Origin of the sequence: Devosia sp. CN2-171 (assembly GCF_049354815.1) — a bacterium.
GTDB lineage: Bacteria > Pseudomonadota > Alphaproteobacteria > Rhizobiales > Devosiaceae > Devosia_A.
Map to the genome: position 1 here is coordinate 1,199,972 of NZ_CP186479.1, position 19,444 is coordinate 1,219,415.

Here is a 19,444-nt window from a genome sequence, read left to right on the forward strand (position 1 = left end):
GCATTCCTCGTTTCGCTGAAACAAGGCATGCTCAAGTCTTGTTGTTGCCCACCGGTTGCCTTGTTGCCCAATACCAATCCGCCGCATGACTGCCCGCGCTGTCCCCGTCTCGTGGCGTTTCGCCATGACAACCAGCGCGCTTATCCCGATTTCTTCAACGCACCGGTGCCCAACTGGGGCGATCCGCGTCCCGGCCTGATGATCGTCGGGCTCGCTCCTGGGCTGAAGGGGGCCAACCGCACGGGCCGCCCCTTCACCGGCGACTATGCCGGCGACCTGCTCTATGCAACGCTCGAAAAGTTCGGCCTCGCCACCGGTCACTACCAGCAGCGGCCCGATGACGGGCTGGCGCTCCAGGGCGTGCTGATCGTCAACGCCGTCCGCTGCGTTCCGCCGCAGAACAAACCGACGCCCGAAGAGATCAAGACCTGCCGCGCCTTCCTCACCGCCAGCATCGAGGTTCACGCCCCGCGCGGCTACCTGGCGCTCGGCCGCATCGCGCATGACTCGCTGCTGACGACGCTCGGCGAGAAGCGCAGCGCCTACCCCTTCGCCCATGGCGCCGAGCACCGGCTGAGCAGCGGAGCCACGCTCTTCGACAGCTACCACTGCTCCCGCTACAACACAAACACCGGCGTCCTGACGACGCAGATGTTCGAAGACGTTGTCGGCCGCGCGGCCCGGGCAATGGCGACTTAGGTCGGTTTTTGCAGTTTTTGTTGGCGTAGACCGCTACGACTGCTTGATATGTCAAGTAAACGGAGTGTTAATCTGCCTTTCGGGGGCCACCCGAGAGCAGGTGTTCATGCGCGTGCCGTGGCTGATTTATGTCGTCCTGGCTCTGTCCCTTCTGGTCCTGCCTGCGGCGGGCCAGGATCAACTTGGCACGGTCGCGGAAGTACGTCCCGAAGCCACCGGCGGCTTCGGTTCCGACCGCTTAACCTTGATGCGCGGCACCGAGCTGCGTGAAGGCGAGACGATCATCACCGGCAGCAATGGCGAGGTGCAAATCGTCTTCTCCGACGAGACGCACCTGGTTATTGGCCGCGGCTCGAGCCTCGTCATCGAGCGCTATCTCATGCGCGGCGACACCGCGTCGCAGAAGTTCGCCGTCAACGCGCTGGCTGGCACGTTCCGCTTCATCACCGGCAAGGGCGACAAGAACGCCTATTCGATCGCGACGCCGACCGGCACGATGGGTGTGCGCGGCACGGAGTTCGACTTCACCGTCGAGCGCGGCACCGGCCTGACCAGCGTCATCCTGTTCGAGGGCGGGGTCGAGCTCTGCCCCACCACCGGGGAGTGCGTCGTCCTCACACGCCGCTGCGAGGTGGCTCAGCTGACCTCGAAGCGCGATGCGAAGCTCCTCAGCCGCGAGGCCGATCGCCAGAAGGTCGCCTCCTCCAGCTTCCCCTATGTCGCCTCGCAGGCCCGCCTGCTGCGCGAGTTTCGCGTGGAACGGCCAGCTCGCTGCGCCGCCCCAATCCAGACCGCGCAGGGCATTCCGGCCAAGTTGCCCGTGGCGATCATCGACCCACCGCCACCACCGCCGCCGCCGCCGCCTCCTCCACCACCACCACCCCCTCCGCCGCCGCCGCCACCACCACCTCCCCCACCTCCTCCGGGCAACGAGGAGGAACCCCAGGCTCCGAAGGGCAATAACGGCATCGGCAATGGCGGCGAGGGCTCCGAAGGCCCCACCGAGCAGGGCAATCCGGGACATGGCGGCAACAAGCCCGATAAGGGCGATAAAGCCGACAAGGGCGACAAGAACGGCAACGGCAACGCCGGTGGCAACGGCAACGGCGCCAACGGCAACCCATAGTAAATGGGCCTTCTCCAAGCTTATACCGGCACTAGGGACCAAGGTCCCCATTGCGTCTCACCGTCGCTGAGCGGGAACTGTTTGGGCGACTGAATCGCATCCACCAAGCGTCGGTTGCGGAGGACGGAGGACCCGGAAGGCCTCCGTCCTCTTTGCGCATGGCGACGCAATGCTGCCATCCGCCGTCGCACCCCGTGCCAGCGTTGACAGCGGACCGCAGCCTGACAGACCATCCCGCTCTTGCTTCTTCACAGGGATGTCTCGCATGCAAATCGCCAGGGCCGGAATGGCACTGTTCATCGCCGCCTCACTGGGCTTCGCCCTCGGCTCCACAGCACAGGCCGAAACCGTCGCCGAAGTCACCGTGATGAATGGCGCTCGCGCCGTTCCCGCAACAGTCGTGATCCCCGATGGCGAGGGGCCATTTCCCGCCGTGGTGATGAATCACGGCCACGGTGGCGGCCGGCAGGAAGGCGGCGGCTTCGCCCGTCTCGCCAAGGCGCTGGCGGATGCCGGCATTCTCACCATCCGCATGGATTTCCCCGGCACCGGCGACAGCAAGGAGCCGTTCACCGAAGGCTATCTAAGCAATATGATCTCGGATTCGAACGCCAGCCTTGCCTATCTCCTCGCCAACTACCCGGCTGATCCCGCCCGACTCGGCATCCTCGGCTACAGCATGGGTGGCCGTATCGCCCTGACGATCGGCGAGTCCGCAGACAACCCGTACAAGGCCGTGGGTCTCCTTGCCCCGTCCGCCAAGCCGGGCAAGGGCCTGCTGCTGTTCTTCGCCGGCTCCGAGGCCGAGTATGAGCGGCTCTACGCCGAGGCCTCGAGCGACAAAGGCTATGCGGACTACACGACCCAGTACGGCCAGCAGCAGCAGCTCAGCAAGAAGTGGTTCGACGAGCTGCTCGTCTCGAGCCCGCTCGACACGATCAGCGCCTACAAGGGCGCCATGCTCGTCGTCCACGGCGACAAGGACGTGGTGATCAAGCCGGAAGAGAACGAAGCCGTGGTCGCCGCCTACCCGGCCGCCTCGATCGTCCTCGTCCCCGAAGCCGACCACGGCTACGGCTTCTACAGCGATCAGCCGGACGTCAGCGCGCTCGTCGAAAGCTCGTTCGCGAAGTTCTTCAGCGAAAACCTCTGAGCGTAGCGCTGCCCCGACTCAGGTCGGGGCAGCCATCATCCGTGCTTCATCAGCCGCGATTTCTCGCGGTTCCAGTCGCGGTTCTTCTCGGTTTCGCGCTTATCGAAGCTCTTCTTGCCCTTGCCGACTCCGATCAGCAGCTTCGCGCGGCCCTGGTCGTTGAAGTAGAGTTTCAGCGGCACGATGGTATTGCCGGCGCGCTCGACATCCTGGCTCAACTTGGCCAGCTGCTTCTTGTTCACCAGCAGTTTCCGCGGCCGCTTTTCCTCGTGGTTGAAGCGGTTGGCCTGCAGGAATTCTGGGATATGCGCGTTGATCAACCACAGTTCGCCGCGCTCGGGCGAGGCGTAGCTCTCGGTGATCTGCGCCTTGCCCTGGCGCAGCGACTTCACCTCGGAGCCGGTCAGCACGATGCCGGCTTCGAGTGTGTCCTCGATCTCATAGTCGTAGCGGGCCCGGCGGTTCTCCGCGACGGGCCCCACCGAGATCGTCGCGGGTTTTCCAGGTGTCTTGGCCATGATGCTTAGTTGGGCAACAAGCCGGCGTGCTGCAAGGCCGCGTCGATGGCCTGCTCGTTGGCCCTGCTGACCGGCACCACCGGCAGGCGGAACTCGTTGCGGCAGAGGCCGAGCCTAGACGCCGCGTATTTGATGCCGCCCGGATTGTTCTCGAGGAACAGCGCCTTGTGCAGCGGCAGCAGCTTATCCTGCAGCGCCAGCGCTTCGGCATAGTTGCCCTGCTGGCAGGCATTCTGGAACAGCGCGCACAGCCGCGGCGCGGCGTTCGACGTCACCGAGATGCAGCCGGTGCCGCCATGCGCGTTGAAGCCGAGCGCGGTCACATCCTCGCCCGAGAGCAGGATGAACTCAGCGCCGAGCTTGGCGCGCTGCTGGCTGGCCCGCTCCATATTGGCGGTCGCATCCTTGACGCCGATCACGTTCGAATGGGCATCACGCAGGCGCGCAATCGTATCGACCGACAGATCGACCACGGTACGACCGGGCACGGAATAGAGCACGATCGGCAGCGACGTCGCCGAAGCCACGGCGGAGAAGTGCTGAAACATGCCCTCCTGGGTCGGCTTGTTGTAGTAGGGCACGACCGAGAGCACCGCATCGGCCCCGACATCCTCGGCGTAGCGCGTCAGCGCCACCGCCTCGGCGGTCGAGTTTGAGCCAGCGCCGGCGACCACCGGAACGCGCTTGGCGGTCACTTCGACGCAGATCTCGATGACGCGGCGATGCTCTTCATGCGTCACCGTCGGGCTTTCGCCGGTGGTTCCGACGGGCACCAGGCCGTGCGAACCCTCGGTGATCTGCCAATCCACGAAATGGCTGAAGGCTTTCTCATCCAGCGCCCCGTTGACGAACGGAGTGATGAGCGCTGTAATCGAGCCTCGCAACATTTCGGGTGAGTTCCTCTTGGATAAGTGCGCCGCCTGAGGCGGTCGCGGGCTTGTTTGTGGGCCATATGGCCAAAATGCGGCCACATCCGGATCATCCGGTAGCCATAGTCGCGCACCATAGTTTCTCTCGTGCGGCGCGACAAGCAAGCTGTCGCCAGAGGGCGCGACGCACACCCACAAGGACCGAGTGGCTAACCAAACGTTCACGGGAAGCGTGCATATTTGGTTACGACTGCAAGGGGTGGGGGCACCTTGTTGGATATGTTCTGAGGACCAACAGGACGGTTACTATGGTTGTTGCGCGAGGCCTCAAAGGCCTGGCCATTGGCATCCTCGCCGTAGGCGCGGTCGCTGCAGCTCCGCTGCTGCCGACGGTATTGCCACGCGCCAATAATCACGCAGATGCGCCCATCCCCCTGCCCGCACCAGTGCGCATAGCCGCTGTGCCCGTTCGCGCGCCGGCCATCGTCGCTGATATCGTCGACCCATTCACCACCGGTGCGATCGCGCCGAAGATTGCCAAGCCCGAAGTTCCGGCAACCACCGCCTCTACGGAGTTCCGTGCTGCCCTGCAGCTTCTTGCCGAAGGCGATCGCGCCGCCGCCTACGACGTGGCGAAGACACTGACCGATGCTGCCGAGCGCCACGCCATCCAATGGGCCGCGATCTATTTCGGCGATGGCGACATCGGCTCGGCCTCAGTGAAGGCTTTCGCCAAGGCCGCCCCCGATTTCGACACCGCCGGTGTGTTCAAGACGCGCATCGAGCAGTCGCTGCTTCGTGCAGATGTGGGCGACAAGACGCTCATCGCAGAACTCGGCGGCTCCATGCCGAACACGATCTCAGCGCAGATTGCCCTCGCCCAGGCCTACGTCGCCGACGGTCAGAAGGCCCGCGCCGCCCGCATCGCCCGCGCGATCTGGGCCGAGAACTTCCTCGACAAGGCCACCGAGACCAGGGTGCTCGGCAAGCTCGGGAGCCTGCTCGACAACGAGGCGCACTGGGCCCGCACCATGCACCTGATGATGCATGATCGTGCCACCGGGGTCGTACGGCTGCTGAAGTTCCTCACGCCCGCGCAGAAGTCGCTGGCGCTCGCCCGCAACGCGGTCTCCCGCGATGCCAAGAACGCCAAGAAGCTGCTCGATGATGTCGATCCGTCGATGCACGACAATCCGGTCTACCTGTTCAGCCGGGCCCAGCGGGCCCGCCAGTTCGAGCTATGGGACCAGGCGATCACGTATTTCGACAAGATCAGCGGCAGCGTCGCCGATGCCGACCAGGTCTGGTACGAGCGCCGCACGCTGACCCGCCAGCTCCTCGCGCTCGGCGAAGTGAAGCGCGCCTATCGAGCCGCCGACGGCTATCGCGATGGCCCAGAAGGCCGGCAGGTCGAGGCGCACTTCCACGCCGGCTGGATCGCGCTGAGCTTCCTCAAGGATGCCAAGGCCGCGGAGCCTCACTTCGCGGCAATGGTGACCCATTCGACGCTGCCCGACTCCGTCACCCAGGCCAATTACTGGCTCGGCCGCGCCCGGATGGAGCTTGGCGACACCGAAGGGGCCAAGGCTGCCTGGCAGGCCGCCGCCAAGTTCGGCTCGGTCTATTATGGCCAGCTCGCCCGCAGCGCGCTGGGGCAGAAGTCCTTCGAGTTGCGCGACATGCCGGCCACCGAGCCGGTAGAAGCCGCCTTCGAGCAGCGCGAACTGGTGCGCGCGGTTCGGCTCCTCGCCGACAACGGCCACACGGAAATGGCGATCCCTCTCCTCCGCAACTTCGCAGAGGGCCTGACCGATGGCGGCGAACTGGTGCTCACGGCGCGCCTCGCCCAAGCCCTCGGGGCGCACAACGTCGCCATCAGCATCGCCGATGCTGCGGAAAAGCGCGGCGTGCCGATGGACCTGTTCAACTTCCCCAAGGACGGCTTGCCGGCGACCAAGCTCGCATCCATCGATCACGCCGCGGTCTATGCCATCACCCGGCAGGAGAGCCGCTTCCAGATCGATGCGATCTCCTCATCCGGCGCTCGCGGCCTGATGCAACTGATGCCGGCGACCGCGAAGGAAACGGCCGGCAAGCTGGGGGTCGCGTATTCGAAGGCGAAGCTCACCACCGATGCCGAGTACAACGCCCTGCTTGGCTCGACCTATCTCAAGGCGCAACTCGAGCGCTTCGACGGTTCGCTTCTGCTTGCTGCAGCGGCCTATAACGCCGGCGGCGGCAACGCGAACAAGTGGATCAAGGCCTACGGCGATCCGCGCTCCGAGGCCATCGACCCCGTGGTCTGGGTCGAACTGATCCCGGTGCAGGAAACGCGCACCTATGTGAAGCGCGTGCTCGGCAACTACCTCGTCTACCGCGCCCGCCTCGGCAAGGACGACCTCAGCATCGACAGTGCCCTGAGGAAGATCCCGACCTAACCGTTGGCGCCGGCCCCGGCGGCTGCTATCGCTCGGACATGTTCGAGCGCGCCCGCACGGTTCCCGAGGATTATCGCAGCTTTCAGAGCCTGCCGGTCACCCGCTTCACCGTGGGTCCGGCGGACGAGCAGATTGCCGTCCACATCTCGGGCCATCTCGGCATCGGTCGTATCCCGGTCGTCTGCGTGCCGGGCTACCAGCGCAACATGGCCGACTTCGCCGATTTCGCGAACCATTTCCACCGGCTCTACAGCGCCGACTGGCCGGTGGTCCTCATCGACCTCAAGGGCCGTGGCCGCTCCTCCGATCGGCGGGATAAGACCCGTTACATCAGCACGGTCGACGCCCTGGACCTGATCCAGGTGCTCGCGGCGCTCGCGGTCGACGGCGGCATCTTCGTTGGACAAGGCTATGGCGGGCAGGTCGTGATGGCCCTCGCCGCCGAGCGCCCCACCCTCGTTTCCGGTGCCGTGCTGGTCGATTCCGGGCCAGTGTCCGACCCGCGCGGCCTGGTGCGGCTCAGAAACAACCTCAAGGATCTCGACGGCAGCCGCTCCGAGGCCGGTTTCCGCAACATGTTCCGCCGCATGCTCTCGCCCGATTATCCGGCTGCGACCGAAGGCCTGCTCGATGTGCTGGCGGCCCGGACCCACTATCTCGACAAGCGCAACCGGGTGAAGGCACTGTTCGACCCGCATCTGATCAAGATGCTGGAAACCTTCGAGCACGACGACATTCTTGTGCCGCAATGGCCGCTCTACGACGCCCTCGGCAGCGCCCCGCTGATGCTCATGCGCACCCAGCTGACCGAGCAGGTCCGGCGCGAAACCTTCGAGGAAATGCTGCGCCGCCGGCGCGACAGCGAGGGCTATGTCATCGAGGGCCAGGGTTCCCCTGCCCTCCTCGGCACGCCCGAGGACGTCGAGCCGATCGCCGAGTTCATCCGCAAAGTGCTGAAGCGGCGCGCGAAGGCTGCATAGCGCCCATTCCCGCGAACTATCGATCTGGGAGCCACAGTCGGCACGCCAAGCCCGATGTCACCCCGGCGAAGGCCGGGGTCCATCATTGAAGTCTCCTCGGCTCCCGTGCGGGCAGCTGCGTCTCGTGATGGATTCCGGCCTACGCCGGAATGACCCAGTGAGGGTGGCGACAGGCAACCGGCACCTACTGCTGGCCCGCCACCTTCCGCGCACGGTCGGAAATCACCGCCAGCTCGCGCGCCTGTTCGCGCCAATGCTCACGGTCGACGCGGCCTGGTATGCCGAGATGTCCCTCGAGCCAGGCGACGTTCTCGTCGCTGAACGCGCCGATCTGATCGAAGTGGTAGACGCCAATCGAGTTCAGTGAGGTCTCGATCACCGGCAGGACGCCGATGACGTTGGTCAGATTGTCCTTCACCCCGCCGCGCGGCGCCGGGAGTCCGGCGGGCTTGCCCGGCGCTTCGTCAGCAGCGGGAGCGTCCGCTACCATCATTTCGTCGAGGGCGACCCCCTCGGGTGCTGGCACCTTCGTGGTCCGACGCCCGGCGTTCCGGCGCGGCGACCAGGTGCCCTCGATCGCCCGCATCGCTGCCGTTTCGTCTTCGTGTGGCAGCGCAGCCCTGGCGTCGGCCTTGGCCGCTTCCGGCTGTGGCGTCTTCTCGGTTTCGGCCGCAGGTGCACTCTCGGGGGCGACCTCCGCTACAACCGGCACCGGCTCGGGGACCACCGCAGCCACCACGGTTGGCTCGGGGGTCTCACGGAGCTCCGGCTGCGCTGTCTCGGCCACCGCAGCGGCCGGCGCTTGCGCCTCATAGACCACTTCGACATCGGCGGCCTGCGCCGATTCCGCTGTGGGTGCGGGCGCGGCCGTCACTTCGTCCACATGCGCTGCGCGTTCGATCGGAAACGGAATTACATCCGCGCTTGGCCCCGTCGCCGCGGCCGGCGCAGCGGCAACGTCGTCTAGCCGGGGCGATGTCACCTGCTTGCCCGACGTCGCCCTGCCCGCCTCACGCGCGGGAGCCATCGCAGGCGCGGGTGCGTCAGCCGCTATCGAGGGCAGCAGCGTAACCTTCGGCATCTTGATCTCGGAGAGCGGCGCGACATCGGCCTTTGCCGTCGCAATCGACTGTGCCACCTCGCTGAAATCGGGCGTCGGCACCTCGGCCGGCGCCTCAGGCTGGGCGGGCCTTGCGGTCGGCTCGATTACCGGCGCCGCCACGAGCGCCGGCTGCTCGACGACAGCCTCGGTCACTACGGTCGCTGGCGCCGCAACTGCCGGCTTTGCCGGCCGCAGGCGGAGGACCAGCAGCTTGGCCAGCGAGCCGACGACCGCGCCGATCAGGAACGCCGCCAGCAGCAGGAACGCCGTCTCGAGGATATGGGCAGGATTGAGCATCAGTCCCTCAACCCTTCCGCGTAACCGACAGCCAGCCCGTCACCAGCCCGACCAGGGCCGCGCCGATTGCGAACTGCCAGTAGAACCCCAGAAGATAAGTGAACGTACCCAGCATCATCGCCATTCGTTACTCATCCGACAGGTTGAAGGCGATGCGCCGGTTGGCCTGCTTGCCGGCCCGCGTCTCGTTGGAGGCGATCGGCAGGCTTTCGCCATAGCCGATGGCATAGAGCCGGTCAGCCGAGACGCCCCGCTCGATCAGCGCATCCACCACGGCCTCGGCCCGGGACACGGACAGCGCTAGGTTGGCCGCGTCGTCTCCGTCGGCATCGGTGTGCCCCTCTACCTCGACACTGGCCTCCGCGCAGAGCGCGAGATACCCGGCCAGCTCGTCGATCGCGGGCAGTGATTCCGCCGCAATCTTCGCGCTGCCCGATTGGAACAGGATGGCGTTGCGGGTCGCGAACGCGCCGACCTTGTCCTTGCACACCAGCAGCGGCGGCAGCAGCGTGACGTCGGTCTGCCACTTGCCGGCTTCAGGCGCCGCGGCCAGTTCCGCGAGTGCGGCGCTGCGCTGCGCCTCGCTCTCGGCCCGGCCGGTGAAGACCCACTGCCCGCCATCCAGCCCGAACTCACCATCGGCCAGCAGCGCCAGCGCCCGGCTGCCCGCCTCGGCATTGGGAATGAAGTCCTCCGGCAGCCCGTCGTCGATCTTCAGGGTTTCGGACGGCTCGCCCTTGGTGATCACCGCAAGGAACTTCCGCATCGCATCGGCCGGCACGGCACCGTCGAAGGTCACGGGACCGCCGAGCACCTTGCTGCCATCGAAGACGAAGTTACGCGCTGCCGGCGGAACGACCTTGGTCTCCGGCGCCGGCGTCAGCGCGGCAACATCGTTTTCGACCGTCTTGTCCGGAGCCTCGGGAGCCTCAGTCGGTGCAACAGCGGTCTCTACCGCTGGCTCATCCGCCGGAGCCTCGACCTCGGCCGGTTCGGCCACAGCAACCTCGGGCACCGCAGCTTCAGGCGCTACGACGAGCGGGTCGGCCAATGCCTGGGTCCAGCCCCTACCACCGTTCGACATCCCGGCGATTGCAACCTTCACCGTCTCGGCATCTGCTGCCTGTTCCGGCTGACCGGAAATCGACCAATGGGTGCCGTCATACCGAAGCTCGCCGCTCTTGAGCCGCAGTAGCGCTGCGAGCCCCGCCTGTGAATCGGCCTCGAACCCGTTGGGTTCCCCCGAGCCGACAAGCGTCCGGTCGGCCGCGCCGCCACCCGCCAGACCGGCCAGAGCCGCACGCAACGGCTCGGTCGGCACATAACCCGTGAGGGCAACGGTGCCGTCCTCGGCCTTCGTCGCCGACCAGGTAAAGGGGGTCACGACCGGCGCCGCATCGGCGGCCTGGATGGCGACATGCCAGGTGGAGACGTCGGTCCCACGCTGCAGCACCGCCTCGACCGCGTGACGGCCCGCAGTCGAAGCGACCTTGCCGTCCAGCGACCAGTTGCCGGCTGAAAAGCTGACGCTGCCCTCGTCGAGCGCCAGGATCGCGTCAAGTCCGGCAAGTGCATCTGCGACAAAGCTCTCGGGCGCACCGGCGCCGAGCGACGTGCCATCGACCACGCCCTCCCCGGCATGGACCGCGAGATACGCCTTGAGCTGGGGCGTCGGCACGAATCCGGAGAAGGTCACCGCGCCGCCGGGGGCTTTCTGCGCGCGCCAGTTATAGGGATCGACCACGGGCAGGGCCGCGACTTCCGTCGCTGCGGGCAGCGCGACCGAATAGGACCAGCCCGATGAGCGAAGGCCGGTCGCCGCAAAGGCGCTCTCTGCGGCAAACGCTTTGGCCGATGTGTCCACGGCGCCCGTCAGGCTCCAGCTCGCGCCGTCGTAGCTCACCTTGCCGCTGTCGAGCAGCGCCAGCACGGCAATCGCCTCCACGGCTTCACTGCTGAAGTCGACTGGGTTTCCATCGGCAATGGTCGTGCTGTCGGCGGCCGGTCCGGTGATGGCGGCAAGGACCGACTTGCGCGCCGCGGTGCTCGGTACGTGGCCGGAGACCGAGAAGGCCCCGCTTGCGGTCTTCTCGACCGCAAACGTGAACGGGGTCGCGAGCGGCGGCTTTATCGAGGATTGCGCGAGGATCAGCCCCTGCGGCGCCCCGAGATCGAGGGTCGTCTCGAGTCTCGTGAAGTCCGCGACGGTCGCGGCACGACCCTCGAGCGTGATCGACGTGCCGTTGATCGTCGCACGACCTTCGCTCATCTGGCGCAGTGCCTCGATGACGAAATCGACGCCAGAGGCGAAACGATCCGGCGCCCCGCGTCCCAGTTCCAGCCCCTCGGCGTTCACCCCGCCGGCCGCGTCGAGACGATCGCGCAAGGCCTCGTCCGGGACAAAGCCATCGAGCACGATGTCCGTGCCCGAGCGTTCCGCGCTGAACCAGTACTGATCCACCACGGGCGGCCCCAGCGTCACCGTCGTGCCGCCAGGCGTCATCGCGACACGGATGGCTTCCGCCGTCGCAGGGTCGGCCGGAGACCCCGATAGAGTTGATGTCGCATCTGAGATCGTCGCGCTACCGCTTTCCAGCTTCAGCAAATTCTCGACCAGCGCGGACGCAGTCTGCTGAAAGCCATCGGGAGCACCGGATGCCAGAACGAGGCTATTGGAAACGTCCGACTCGTCCCCCGCCAACGCCTCGAGCTCCACCGCGACGGGATCGCTCGGAACTGCGCCCGCGAGGATGAGGCGATGCCCATCGAACTCGGCACGCCACTCATAGGGCGATTGAAGCGCGGGGGTGAAATCGTGGAATGCAAGCGTGACCCCGGCCGTCGCCGGCGCCGCGGCAAGCTGCTCGAGCGCGTCGTAAGCCTCGCCGGACCTGGCTCGACCGGAGACGGTGAGTGTCAGGTCGGCGAGAGCGACCTCGCCTTCATCGAGCTGGCGCGCATAGTCCAGCGCCTCGCCCACTGCCGCCAGCCATACCTCGCGCCCCGGTCCCCCGGACATGGGCCGCATCTCGTCCACAGCCCCCTCGCCCGCCGCGGCTGCGACCTCGGCTCGAGCTGCCTCGTCCGGCAGAGCGCCGGATAGGGTGATCTTCCCCGCCTCCACCCTGGCGAGGAACGGAAACGGGCTGGCGTATTCGGCAAGGACAACATTCGAAGTTACCGACCTGACCCCGCGAACCGCGGCAACCTTGGTCACGGCCTCGTCGATCATGGCCTGGGTCGTCGCCGTGCCGGTGAGCACGGCGTCACGCATGTCGAAAGCAACGTGAGCCCAGGAGCTTCCGCCTCTGGCGATCTCAGCCCCGGCGCGACTTTGGAGATCCTCAGGGATCGCGGCACCCGACGTTGCGATTGCAGCCGCGGTTCCGCCGATGACCGTTACGAAAGCGGGTATGCCCCACTTGAGAAAGATGCTCATGCCGTTCCCGGGTCAATGAATGCGGGCGCGCAACGCCACCGACGAGCCATAGCCTCAATCAATGAATCGGAGAAGTGCGCCAACTCTTTGTCCGACGGGGTTTTTCGGGCCGATCAATCACAGCTACGTGGCCGCTGATGAACGCAGGATGAGCGCACGGCTATGCGGCCCGGTCGGCACCCGTTCAGCGAAATCAGGTCTCCAAATGAAGAAAGGCCCGGCTGACGCCGGGCCTTCCATTCCGATTGGGCCGTAAGGCTTACTCGAAGGTCTTCTTGAACTCGGTCTCGATCTTGTAGCCGACATCCTGGTCGTCGGTACCCGAATTGACCGTGCCCTTGATCGACGAAGTATAACCCCCGCCCGGAGCCCAAGCCAGCTTAGCCGAACCGTAGAACAGGCTGTCATAGTCGCCGTCCACGTAGCCGACTTCACCCGTGAGAGTGATCGACTCGGTGACCGCAGCGCTAACCGACGCTGCAACCTGGAAGTTGTCCACATCACCGTCGGCGTAGTGGAACCAACGGCCACCGACGTTGAGCGTGACACCTTCCGCTACCGCGGCCGTGATCGACGCGCCAGCGCCAAAGTCGGTGTCGTCGCTGTCAGAATAGTCCACAGCTTCGAACGACGCCGCGATCGTGAAGATGTCGAACGTGGCCGAAGCCGACGCCAACACGTTCCAGTAGTCGTCGTCGTAGTACTCGTTGTGGCCATAGGCACCAGCCAGAACGACCTTGAAGTTGTCAAACGTGCCGGTGAAGCCGGCATGGACACCCCAATTGTCGATGTCTCCATCGAGAATGCCACCAATGGCGCCGGTCAGGTGAGCCGAGATGCCCTCGCCCGAGTAGGCGATCACACCAACGGCAGTGCCCGGACGGTCATCCTCGTTGCTGAGGTCCCAGTCGTGCGACGAGCCATCGAGGTTTTCGAGACCGGCACTGACCGAAACGCCATTGCCGAGATCCGAGGTCACCTGGATGACATGGCCACCATCGGGAAGCTCGACATACGGGCCCCACGAAACACCGGTGTCGACGTCTTCCGAGTTGAACAGGCCGAGCCAGTTCAGCGGCTCGTCGTCGGCCTTGTTCATGATCGAGCCCTTCTTGCCCGCCATGATGACGGTCGAGTCGCCGATCGAGACGTAGGCTTCGTCGAAGTACAGGCCAGTGTTACCCGAACCCTGCGAGGTCAAAAAGCCCTCGTAGTAGCTGCTCGAATTCGTATCGTAGTAGTAGCCGCCGGTGGCGAGCTTGTAGTTCTTCTCGCGCAGCTTCAGGACCGCCTTGGCGGGACCGAAGTCAGAGTCCGCGGTAGCAACGAATTTGATGTAGGCATCAAACTTCGATTTGAAGTCGTTGTAGCCGTCGCCACCAAAGAAGCCGACGCCACCGTCGGCGGGGGTGTCAACTACGAGGTCTTCGTCGTTGTAATCGCCCCAGGTAAAGTTGTACTTCACTTCACCGGTGATCTGCAGGCAGTTCGTATCCGACGAGATCGTCAGACCCGAAAGGCCAAGCGCGTCGCAAACGTCGAGCGAGGTGAGAACGCCGAGATCGGCCGCAAAGGCACCGGTCGAGAGACCCGCCGCCGCCACAGAACCCAGAAGAAGGCTCCTGATTTTCATTATTGACCTCCAAAGTCAGTCATTCGTTTTGCCAGTTGCCCGGCGGTTTGTCGAAACGCGACCACACTCACTGTGTGTGTTGCCGTCGCGTTTGCGACCGACAAACGATCCCATGCATGGATTCGCATTAGCCACTCTACGCATGAAGTCAGGAGGCGCAATCGCAGAATGGCCGAATTGGGGCGAGCCCAAGGTGGTTGCAAACGTCCTGTTGCAGATTCAGCACAGGTTTGGAAACCAGCCCTTAACACCTGTGACCGCGAGGTTAGGAACGGGCCTCCCGCCATCGCGGCCGGGCACGCGTTCAGCCTTCCGCGCCCTCGTCACCGAACAAATCCGGCCTGGCTTTGCGCCAGGCAGCAAGGTGATCGACGCGATTGGCCGCCGCCAGTATCCGGTCCCAGGCGGGGATCTGTGGCTCGGACTGTACCTCGGCTACGCAGCCTTCATCCCAGCGCAAACCGCAGAATTCCAGCAGTTTGGCCGTCTGCGAGCGGCGATCCTGCTGCAACTCGGCCACGTCGACGAAGTGAATGACCCCCGGGAGCAGCGCGCGCCAGCCGTCCATGATCTGGCGATAGGCCGCGTGGAACGCGACCAACTCGCCCGGATCGTTGGCGTACTCATGTCCATGGCCCGTGAGGTACTTTTCAAGAATGGCGACGCAATGGTCCGCTGGCTTCCGCTGGCACCAGACCATGCGCGCGCGCGGCAAGGCAGCGCGAATGGCGCCGATGAGGCGATAGTTTGACGGCATGGTGTCGACGGTGATCGTGCCGTCGGCCGCAAACCGCCGCGCCTCGGCGAAATAGTCCTGCCCGAGCTGGGCAATTCGCGACCGCGGAATCTCCCGCAGCGCGATGCCCGGATACTCTTCGGTCACTCTCTTATAGAGCCGGTTCATCGTCGGCAGTTCCCGAGCCGGCGTGACCCCGGAGTGCCGCGACAGGATCGCCTCGATGGTGCTCTTGCCGGCACGCGGCAGTCCCACAATGAAGATCGGCCCGGTCGACTCGCCGTCATTGCCGACCGCGACATCTGCGACGCGGTCGAGATCGGACACCAACTCCGCCTTGGCCCTTTCCAAGGAGAAGGGTGTCCGCGCGCGATGCATTCGGTTGGCCGTGAGGAAGGCTTCGACCGACGCGCCATGCTCGCCGATGTCCGCCAGAGCCTTGCCCAATCCAAACCCAGCGAAGATGCGGTCATCCAGCGGGGCGCCCTCGTCTTCAAACAGCGCCTCCATTGCCGCTATGGCCGAGTCACGGCCGGCATGCCGAACGAGCCTGGCCCGGTGCTGGTGCGCCTCGCCGAAGCCGGGCCGCAGCGTCAGCGTCCGGTCATAGCCGGCAACGGCCTCCTCCAGGCGACCTTCATGTTCCAGCAGCCGGGCGCGTCGAAGGTGCAACTGCGCATCGTTGGCGGCAGTTCCAAGGGCGGCATCGACGAGCTTCAGTCCCTCGTCATACCTTCCCTCCTCATCGAGCAGTCCTGCGAAGGCATTTGCAGCCGCGGGATAGCCCGGCCGCAGCCGCAGGGCTTCGCGATACGATTCTTCGGCCGGTACTATGTCCCCTATTCCGGACAGCGCATTGCCTAGATTGTAGTGAAACCCGGCCTCGTTCGGCCTGATCGCGATGGCACGCCGATAGGCCTCGGCCGCCTCATCGAACTGGCGGAGTTCACGATAGGCCATGCCGAGATTGGAATAGGCCTCGGCGAATTTCGGATTGATCCTAACCGCACGCTGCAGGGCGGTCACCGCTTCCTCGTGGCGCGAGACGGCGTTGAGCGCAACACCGAGGTTGCAGAGGTATTGCGCATCGTCCGGTCGCGCCGCCACTGCCCGGGTGATGCTGTCCACGGCCGCCCCGGCATCGCCTCTGGCGAGGAACACGAGCCCAAGCAGGTGGTTGGCGGCCGGATGCTTCGGCTCGACGGCGAGTACTCGCTCGTAATGGGAAGCCGCCTCTTCCGCCCGGCCCGACTGATGCAACTGCAGGCCGGTGCGCAGCAGATCGTCCGTGGACGGAGCCCTCGGCGGCGCAGAAGGTGGCTTCGACATCAAGGGCCCTGCAGGTGAAACGTGCGTTACGGCTTAGCCTAGAGGCTGCCTTGTCTATGCCGCAACTAGTCGTCCATATGGGCGCGAACAAGGGCGGGGAAAGACAGAATGACAGACGGCAAGGTGGCGGTGATCACCGGCGCGACCTCCGGTATTGGCCGGGCGGTGGCTATCGGGTTGAGCAAGGCCGGATACGGTGTTGCGATTCTGGGCCGGCGCGAGGCCGAGCTCGAAGAAACCGCCAAGCTGAGCCAGGCCGTCTATAGCGGCACGTGCGATGTCGCCGATCCCGCGGCCGTCCATCGCTACTTCACCGACGTGAGGGGCAAGCTCGGCCGGGTCGACCTGCTGTTCAACAATGCCGGCCGGTTCGCCTCGCAGGCCAGCTTCGGCGATACCGATATCGCCACGTGGCAGAACATGGTCGATGTGAACCTCAACGGCGCCTTCTATGTTGCGCGCGAGGCGTTCCGAATAATGCGCGACCAGTCTCCGCAGGGCGGGCGGATCATCAACAATGGCTCGATTTCCGCCTATGTGCCGCGGCCCGGGGCCGCCGCCTATACTGCAACCAAGCATGCCATCACTGGCCTGACCAAGGCGATCTCGCTCGATGGCCGCGCCTACAACATCGCCTGCGGGCAGATCGACATCGGCAATACAGCAACCGACATGACGGCCCGGATGACAACCGGCTCGCTGCAGGCCAACGGGACAATGGAGCCGGAGCCGACGTTTGACGTCCAGCACGTGGTCGACGCCATCCTCTACATGGCCGGACTGCCGCTCGAGGCAAATGTGCAGTTCATGACTGTCATGGCGACTACGATGCCCTACATCGGTCGGGGCTAATATACTTCGCGGCCGAAGTTCTTCTCGCCTCGCACACGCGAACATCTTCGCGGTTTATTTTGCTACGGCTCGTGTATCGACCTGTATTAACGGCCCACTTCACACCTGACCCATGACAGGACACCTCGGGGTAACTGACGGCCGCGGCCGTTCCACCCGTGTTACCCGGTCGCATCAGCTGTGCGCAATCGCTGCCAATATTCAACATTGTTTGGCCGGGCCCTTGCCCAATTTCACGATTCCAGACACACACGGGACATATTTCAACCTAGAGGCCACTTATGTTGCTTTCTCGTACTCTTCTCGTTGGCGTTTCGCTCCTCGCGATGGCCAGCACCGCTTACGCTGCCGACCTGATCATCGAAGAGCCTGCCGCTCCGATCGTTTCCACCGGCTATGACTGGTCCGGCGTGTATGTCGGCGCTTCCGTTGGCGGCGCCATTGGCACCGTCGATTGGACCGGCGACTACTACGACGCTTCTGACGTCTTCCTCGGCGGCGAGGACGGCTCGTTCGACGTCTCGGGCTGGACCCTTGGCGTCCAGGCCGGTGCCAATGTGCAGTTCGACTCGTTCGTCCTCGGTGTCGAGGGTGACATTTCCTGGGCTGACATCTCGGGTGAAGGCGACCCGATCGACCCGCTGAGCGCTGACCCGTCGGTTCCGAGCACCTCGCTCGACTGGATCGGAAGCATCCGCGGCCGTGCCGGTATCGCGATCGACCAGGTCCTGCTGTACGGCACCGCCGGGTTCGCGTTTGCCGGTGGCACGCTCGACATCACCAACCTCGACGGTGCCGGCGACGATCGCTCCGCCGACGTCACCGCCACCGGCTGGACCGCCGGTATTGGCGCTGAAGTCGCCGTGACCGAGAATGTGTCGATCAAGGGCGAGTACCTCTACACCTCGCTGACCGCGGACGAAGTCACGTTCGGCGACGTCCTGCCGGCCGACTACATCGCCGTCAACTCCGAGACGAACATCCACTCGTTCAAATTCGGCCTGAACTACTCGTTCTAAGCCGAACCGAACCGAATATGCGATCGGCCGCTCCGAAAGGGGCGGCCGATCTGCTTTTGGCTACTATGTCCGGGGGCAAGAGAGCCGACCTGGCTCAGCCAAAGGCCCTGCTGCCGCCGATCCAGGTCGAGCGAACATCGAGCACGCCGTCGAGTACCACGAAGTCGGCGCGTGCACCGCGGCGCAGGTGACCGCGCTCGGCTTCCTGCCGAATCGCCATCGCGGGGTAGAGGCTCGCCATCCGGAGCACCTCCTCGAGCGGCGCGCCGATGGTTTCGTGCATATACCGGATAGCCGCCGTCATGGTGAGGTCGGCGCCCGCCAGCGTGCCATCCCCCAGCCGCAGCGCCCCGTCCTTGCGATAGACCGTACGACCGGTGAGTTCGAAGCTGGTCCAGTCGGTCCCAGTGATCGACATGGCATCGGTGACTAGGAAGATCTGCCCAGGACCGCGCTTGGCGCGCAGGGCAATGCCGATCGACGCCGGATGCACATGGATGCCGTCGGCGATCAACCCGGCCGATATCTGCGGCAGGTCGAGCGCCGAGCCCACCACCCCCGGCTCGCGATTGCCGATCTGGCTCTGCGCGTTGAACAGATGCGTCACCATCGATGCACCGGCCTCGACCGCCGCCTTCACCTGCGCATAGGTGCCGTCGGAATGGCCGATGCTGACGACGATTCCACCGGCCGTCAGCCTGGAAATCTGTTCCGGGCCAACGGTTTCCGCCGCAACGGTAATGAGGAGATTCGGGAGGTGCTTGCGCGCCTCCAGCAGGCGCAGCAGGTCCGATTCGTCCATCGGCCGGATTAGGCTCGCCTCATGCGCACCCTTGCGCGACACCGCGAGGTGCGGCCCTTCGAGGTGCAGCCCGAGGAAGCCGGGTATCCCCCGCTCCACCGCGGCCACGCCCGCCGCGATGGTCTCGATGTTCTTCTCCACCGTGTCCGTGACAATGGTCGGCAGGCACGCCGTGGTGCCGAACTGCGCGAAGGCCGTGCAGATGGTGCGGATCGCGTCGACCGTCGGCGTGTCGTTGAGCAGCGCACCGCCGCCGCCATTGACCTGCAGGTCGATGAAGCCGGGCACGATCATCGCTCCGTCCGCCGGGACGCGGATCGCGTCGGTCGGCGAGTCCTCGGCGATCAGCCCCTCGATCTTGCCGTCGGCGACGACCAGCGCCTTCCGGTCATGCCAGGCCGCGCCGTCGAAGATTCGGGCACCGGTGAAAGCTTGCTTGGTCATCATCGGCT

At 65.2% G+C, this 19,444-nt stretch carries 14 protein-coding genes; 7 read left to right on the forward strand and 7 right to left on the reverse strand.

Annotation, left to right across the window (positions count from 1 at the left end; genetic code table 11):
• The first annotated feature begins 27 nt into the window (after window positions 1-27).
• From ACOYW5_RS06100 to ACOYW5_RS06110, 3 genes are all read left to right on the forward strand, one after another.
• A complete protein-coding gene (locus ACOYW5_RS06100; protein WP_423068361.1) occupies window positions 28-699 on the forward strand; it encodes a uracil-DNA glycosylase in 672 nt (223 codons plus the stop codon).
• 106 nt (window positions 700-805) lie between these two features.
• Window positions 806-1,825, forward strand: coding sequence for a FecR family protein (locus ACOYW5_RS06105; protein WP_423068362.1), 1,020 nt, complete (start codon window positions 806-808; stop codon window positions 1,823-1,825).
• 265 nt (window positions 1,826-2,090) lie between these two features.
• Window positions 2,091-2,978 carry an alpha/beta hydrolase family protein gene (locus ACOYW5_RS06110; protein ID WP_423068363.1) on the forward strand — a complete coding sequence of 296 codons (888 nt, stop codon included), beginning with the start codon at window positions 2,091-2,093 and terminating at the stop codon, window positions 2,976-2,978.
• 35 nt (window positions 2,979-3,013) lie between these two features.
• Here the strand turns inward: ACOYW5_RS06110 and smpB are convergent, their stop codons facing one another.
• Window positions 3,014-3,496 carry an SsrA-binding protein SmpB gene (gene smpB, locus ACOYW5_RS06115; RefSeq protein ID WP_423068364.1) on the reverse strand — a complete coding sequence of 161 codons (483 nt, stop codon included), beginning with the start codon at window positions 3,494-3,496 and terminating at the stop codon, window positions 3,014-3,016.
• A gap of 5 nt (window positions 3,497-3,501) precedes the next feature.
• Window positions 3,502-4,383 carry a 4-hydroxy-tetrahydrodipicolinate synthase gene (dapA, locus tag ACOYW5_RS06120; RefSeq protein WP_423068365.1) on the reverse strand — a complete coding sequence of 294 codons (882 nt, stop codon included), beginning with the start codon at window positions 4,381-4,383 and terminating at the stop codon, window positions 3,502-3,504.
• A 290-nt stretch (window positions 4,384-4,673) separates the two neighbouring features.
• On the opposite strand from dapA, the gene ACOYW5_RS06125 reads away from it, so the two are divergent.
• Together ACOYW5_RS06125 and ACOYW5_RS06130 are read left to right on the forward strand one after the other, a co-directional pair.
• The gene (locus ACOYW5_RS06125; protein WP_423068366.1) at window positions 4,674-6,803 is read left to right on the forward strand and encodes a lytic transglycosylase domain-containing protein; all 2,130 of its coding nucleotides are present in this window, start codon (window positions 4,674-4,676) and stop codon (window positions 6,801-6,803) included.
• A 38-nt stretch (window positions 6,804-6,841) separates the two neighbouring features.
• Window positions 6,842-7,783, forward strand: coding sequence for an alpha/beta fold hydrolase (locus ACOYW5_RS06130; protein WP_423068367.1), 942 nt, complete (start codon window positions 6,842-6,844; stop codon window positions 7,781-7,783).
• A gap of 184 nt (window positions 7,784-7,967) precedes the next feature.
• Here ACOYW5_RS06130 and ACOYW5_RS06135 read toward each other — a convergent pair whose 3' ends face one another.
• From ACOYW5_RS06135 to ACOYW5_RS06150, 4 genes are all read right to left on the reverse strand, one after another.
• Window positions 7,968-9,182 (reverse strand): hypothetical protein, encoded by a 1,215-nt coding sequence (locus ACOYW5_RS06135; RefSeq protein ID WP_423068368.1) that lies wholly within the window; start codon window positions 9,180-9,182, stop codon window positions 7,968-7,970.
• A 127-nt stretch (window positions 9,183-9,309) separates the two neighbouring features.
• On the reverse strand, window positions 9,310-12,456 hold the full coding sequence (locus ACOYW5_RS06140) for an OmpA family protein (protein ID WP_423068369.1): 3,147 nt from the start codon (window positions 12,454-12,456) through the stop codon (window positions 9,310-9,312).
• 424 nt (window positions 12,457-12,880) lie between these two features.
• Window positions 12,881-14,254 carry a hypothetical protein gene (locus ACOYW5_RS06145; RefSeq protein ID WP_423068370.1) on the reverse strand — a complete coding sequence of 458 codons (1,374 nt, stop codon included), beginning with the start codon at window positions 14,252-14,254 and terminating at the stop codon, window positions 12,881-12,883.
• Between the two features lie 304 nt (window positions 14,255-14,558).
• Window positions 14,559-16,319 carry a tetratricopeptide repeat-containing sulfotransferase family protein gene (locus ACOYW5_RS06150; RefSeq protein WP_423069411.1) on the reverse strand — a complete coding sequence of 587 codons (1,761 nt, stop codon included), beginning with the start codon at window positions 16,317-16,319 and terminating at the stop codon, window positions 14,559-14,561.
• Between the two features lie 108 nt (window positions 16,320-16,427).
• Here ACOYW5_RS06150 and ACOYW5_RS06155 point away from each other — a divergent pair, with 108 nt between their 5' ends.
• Entirely contained in the window at window positions 16,428-17,171 is a 744-nt protein-coding gene (locus tag ACOYW5_RS06155; RefSeq protein WP_423068371.1) for an SDR family oxidoreductase, read from the forward strand.
• 326 nt (window positions 17,172-17,497) lie between these two features.
• Window positions 17,498-18,190: an outer membrane protein gene (locus ACOYW5_RS06160; RefSeq protein ID WP_423068372.1), complete on the forward strand. Its 693-nt coding sequence runs from the start codon at window positions 17,498-17,500 to the stop codon at window positions 18,188-18,190.
• A 94-nt stretch (window positions 18,191-18,284) separates the two neighbouring features.
• On the opposite strand, the gene nagA is transcribed toward ACOYW5_RS06160, so the two are convergent.
• Window positions 18,285-19,439 (reverse strand): N-acetylglucosamine-6-phosphate deacetylase, encoded by a 1,155-nt coding sequence (gene nagA, locus ACOYW5_RS06165; RefSeq protein ID WP_423068373.1) that lies wholly within the window; start codon window positions 19,437-19,439, stop codon window positions 18,285-18,287.
• Window positions 19,440-19,444 lie beyond the last annotated feature (5 nt).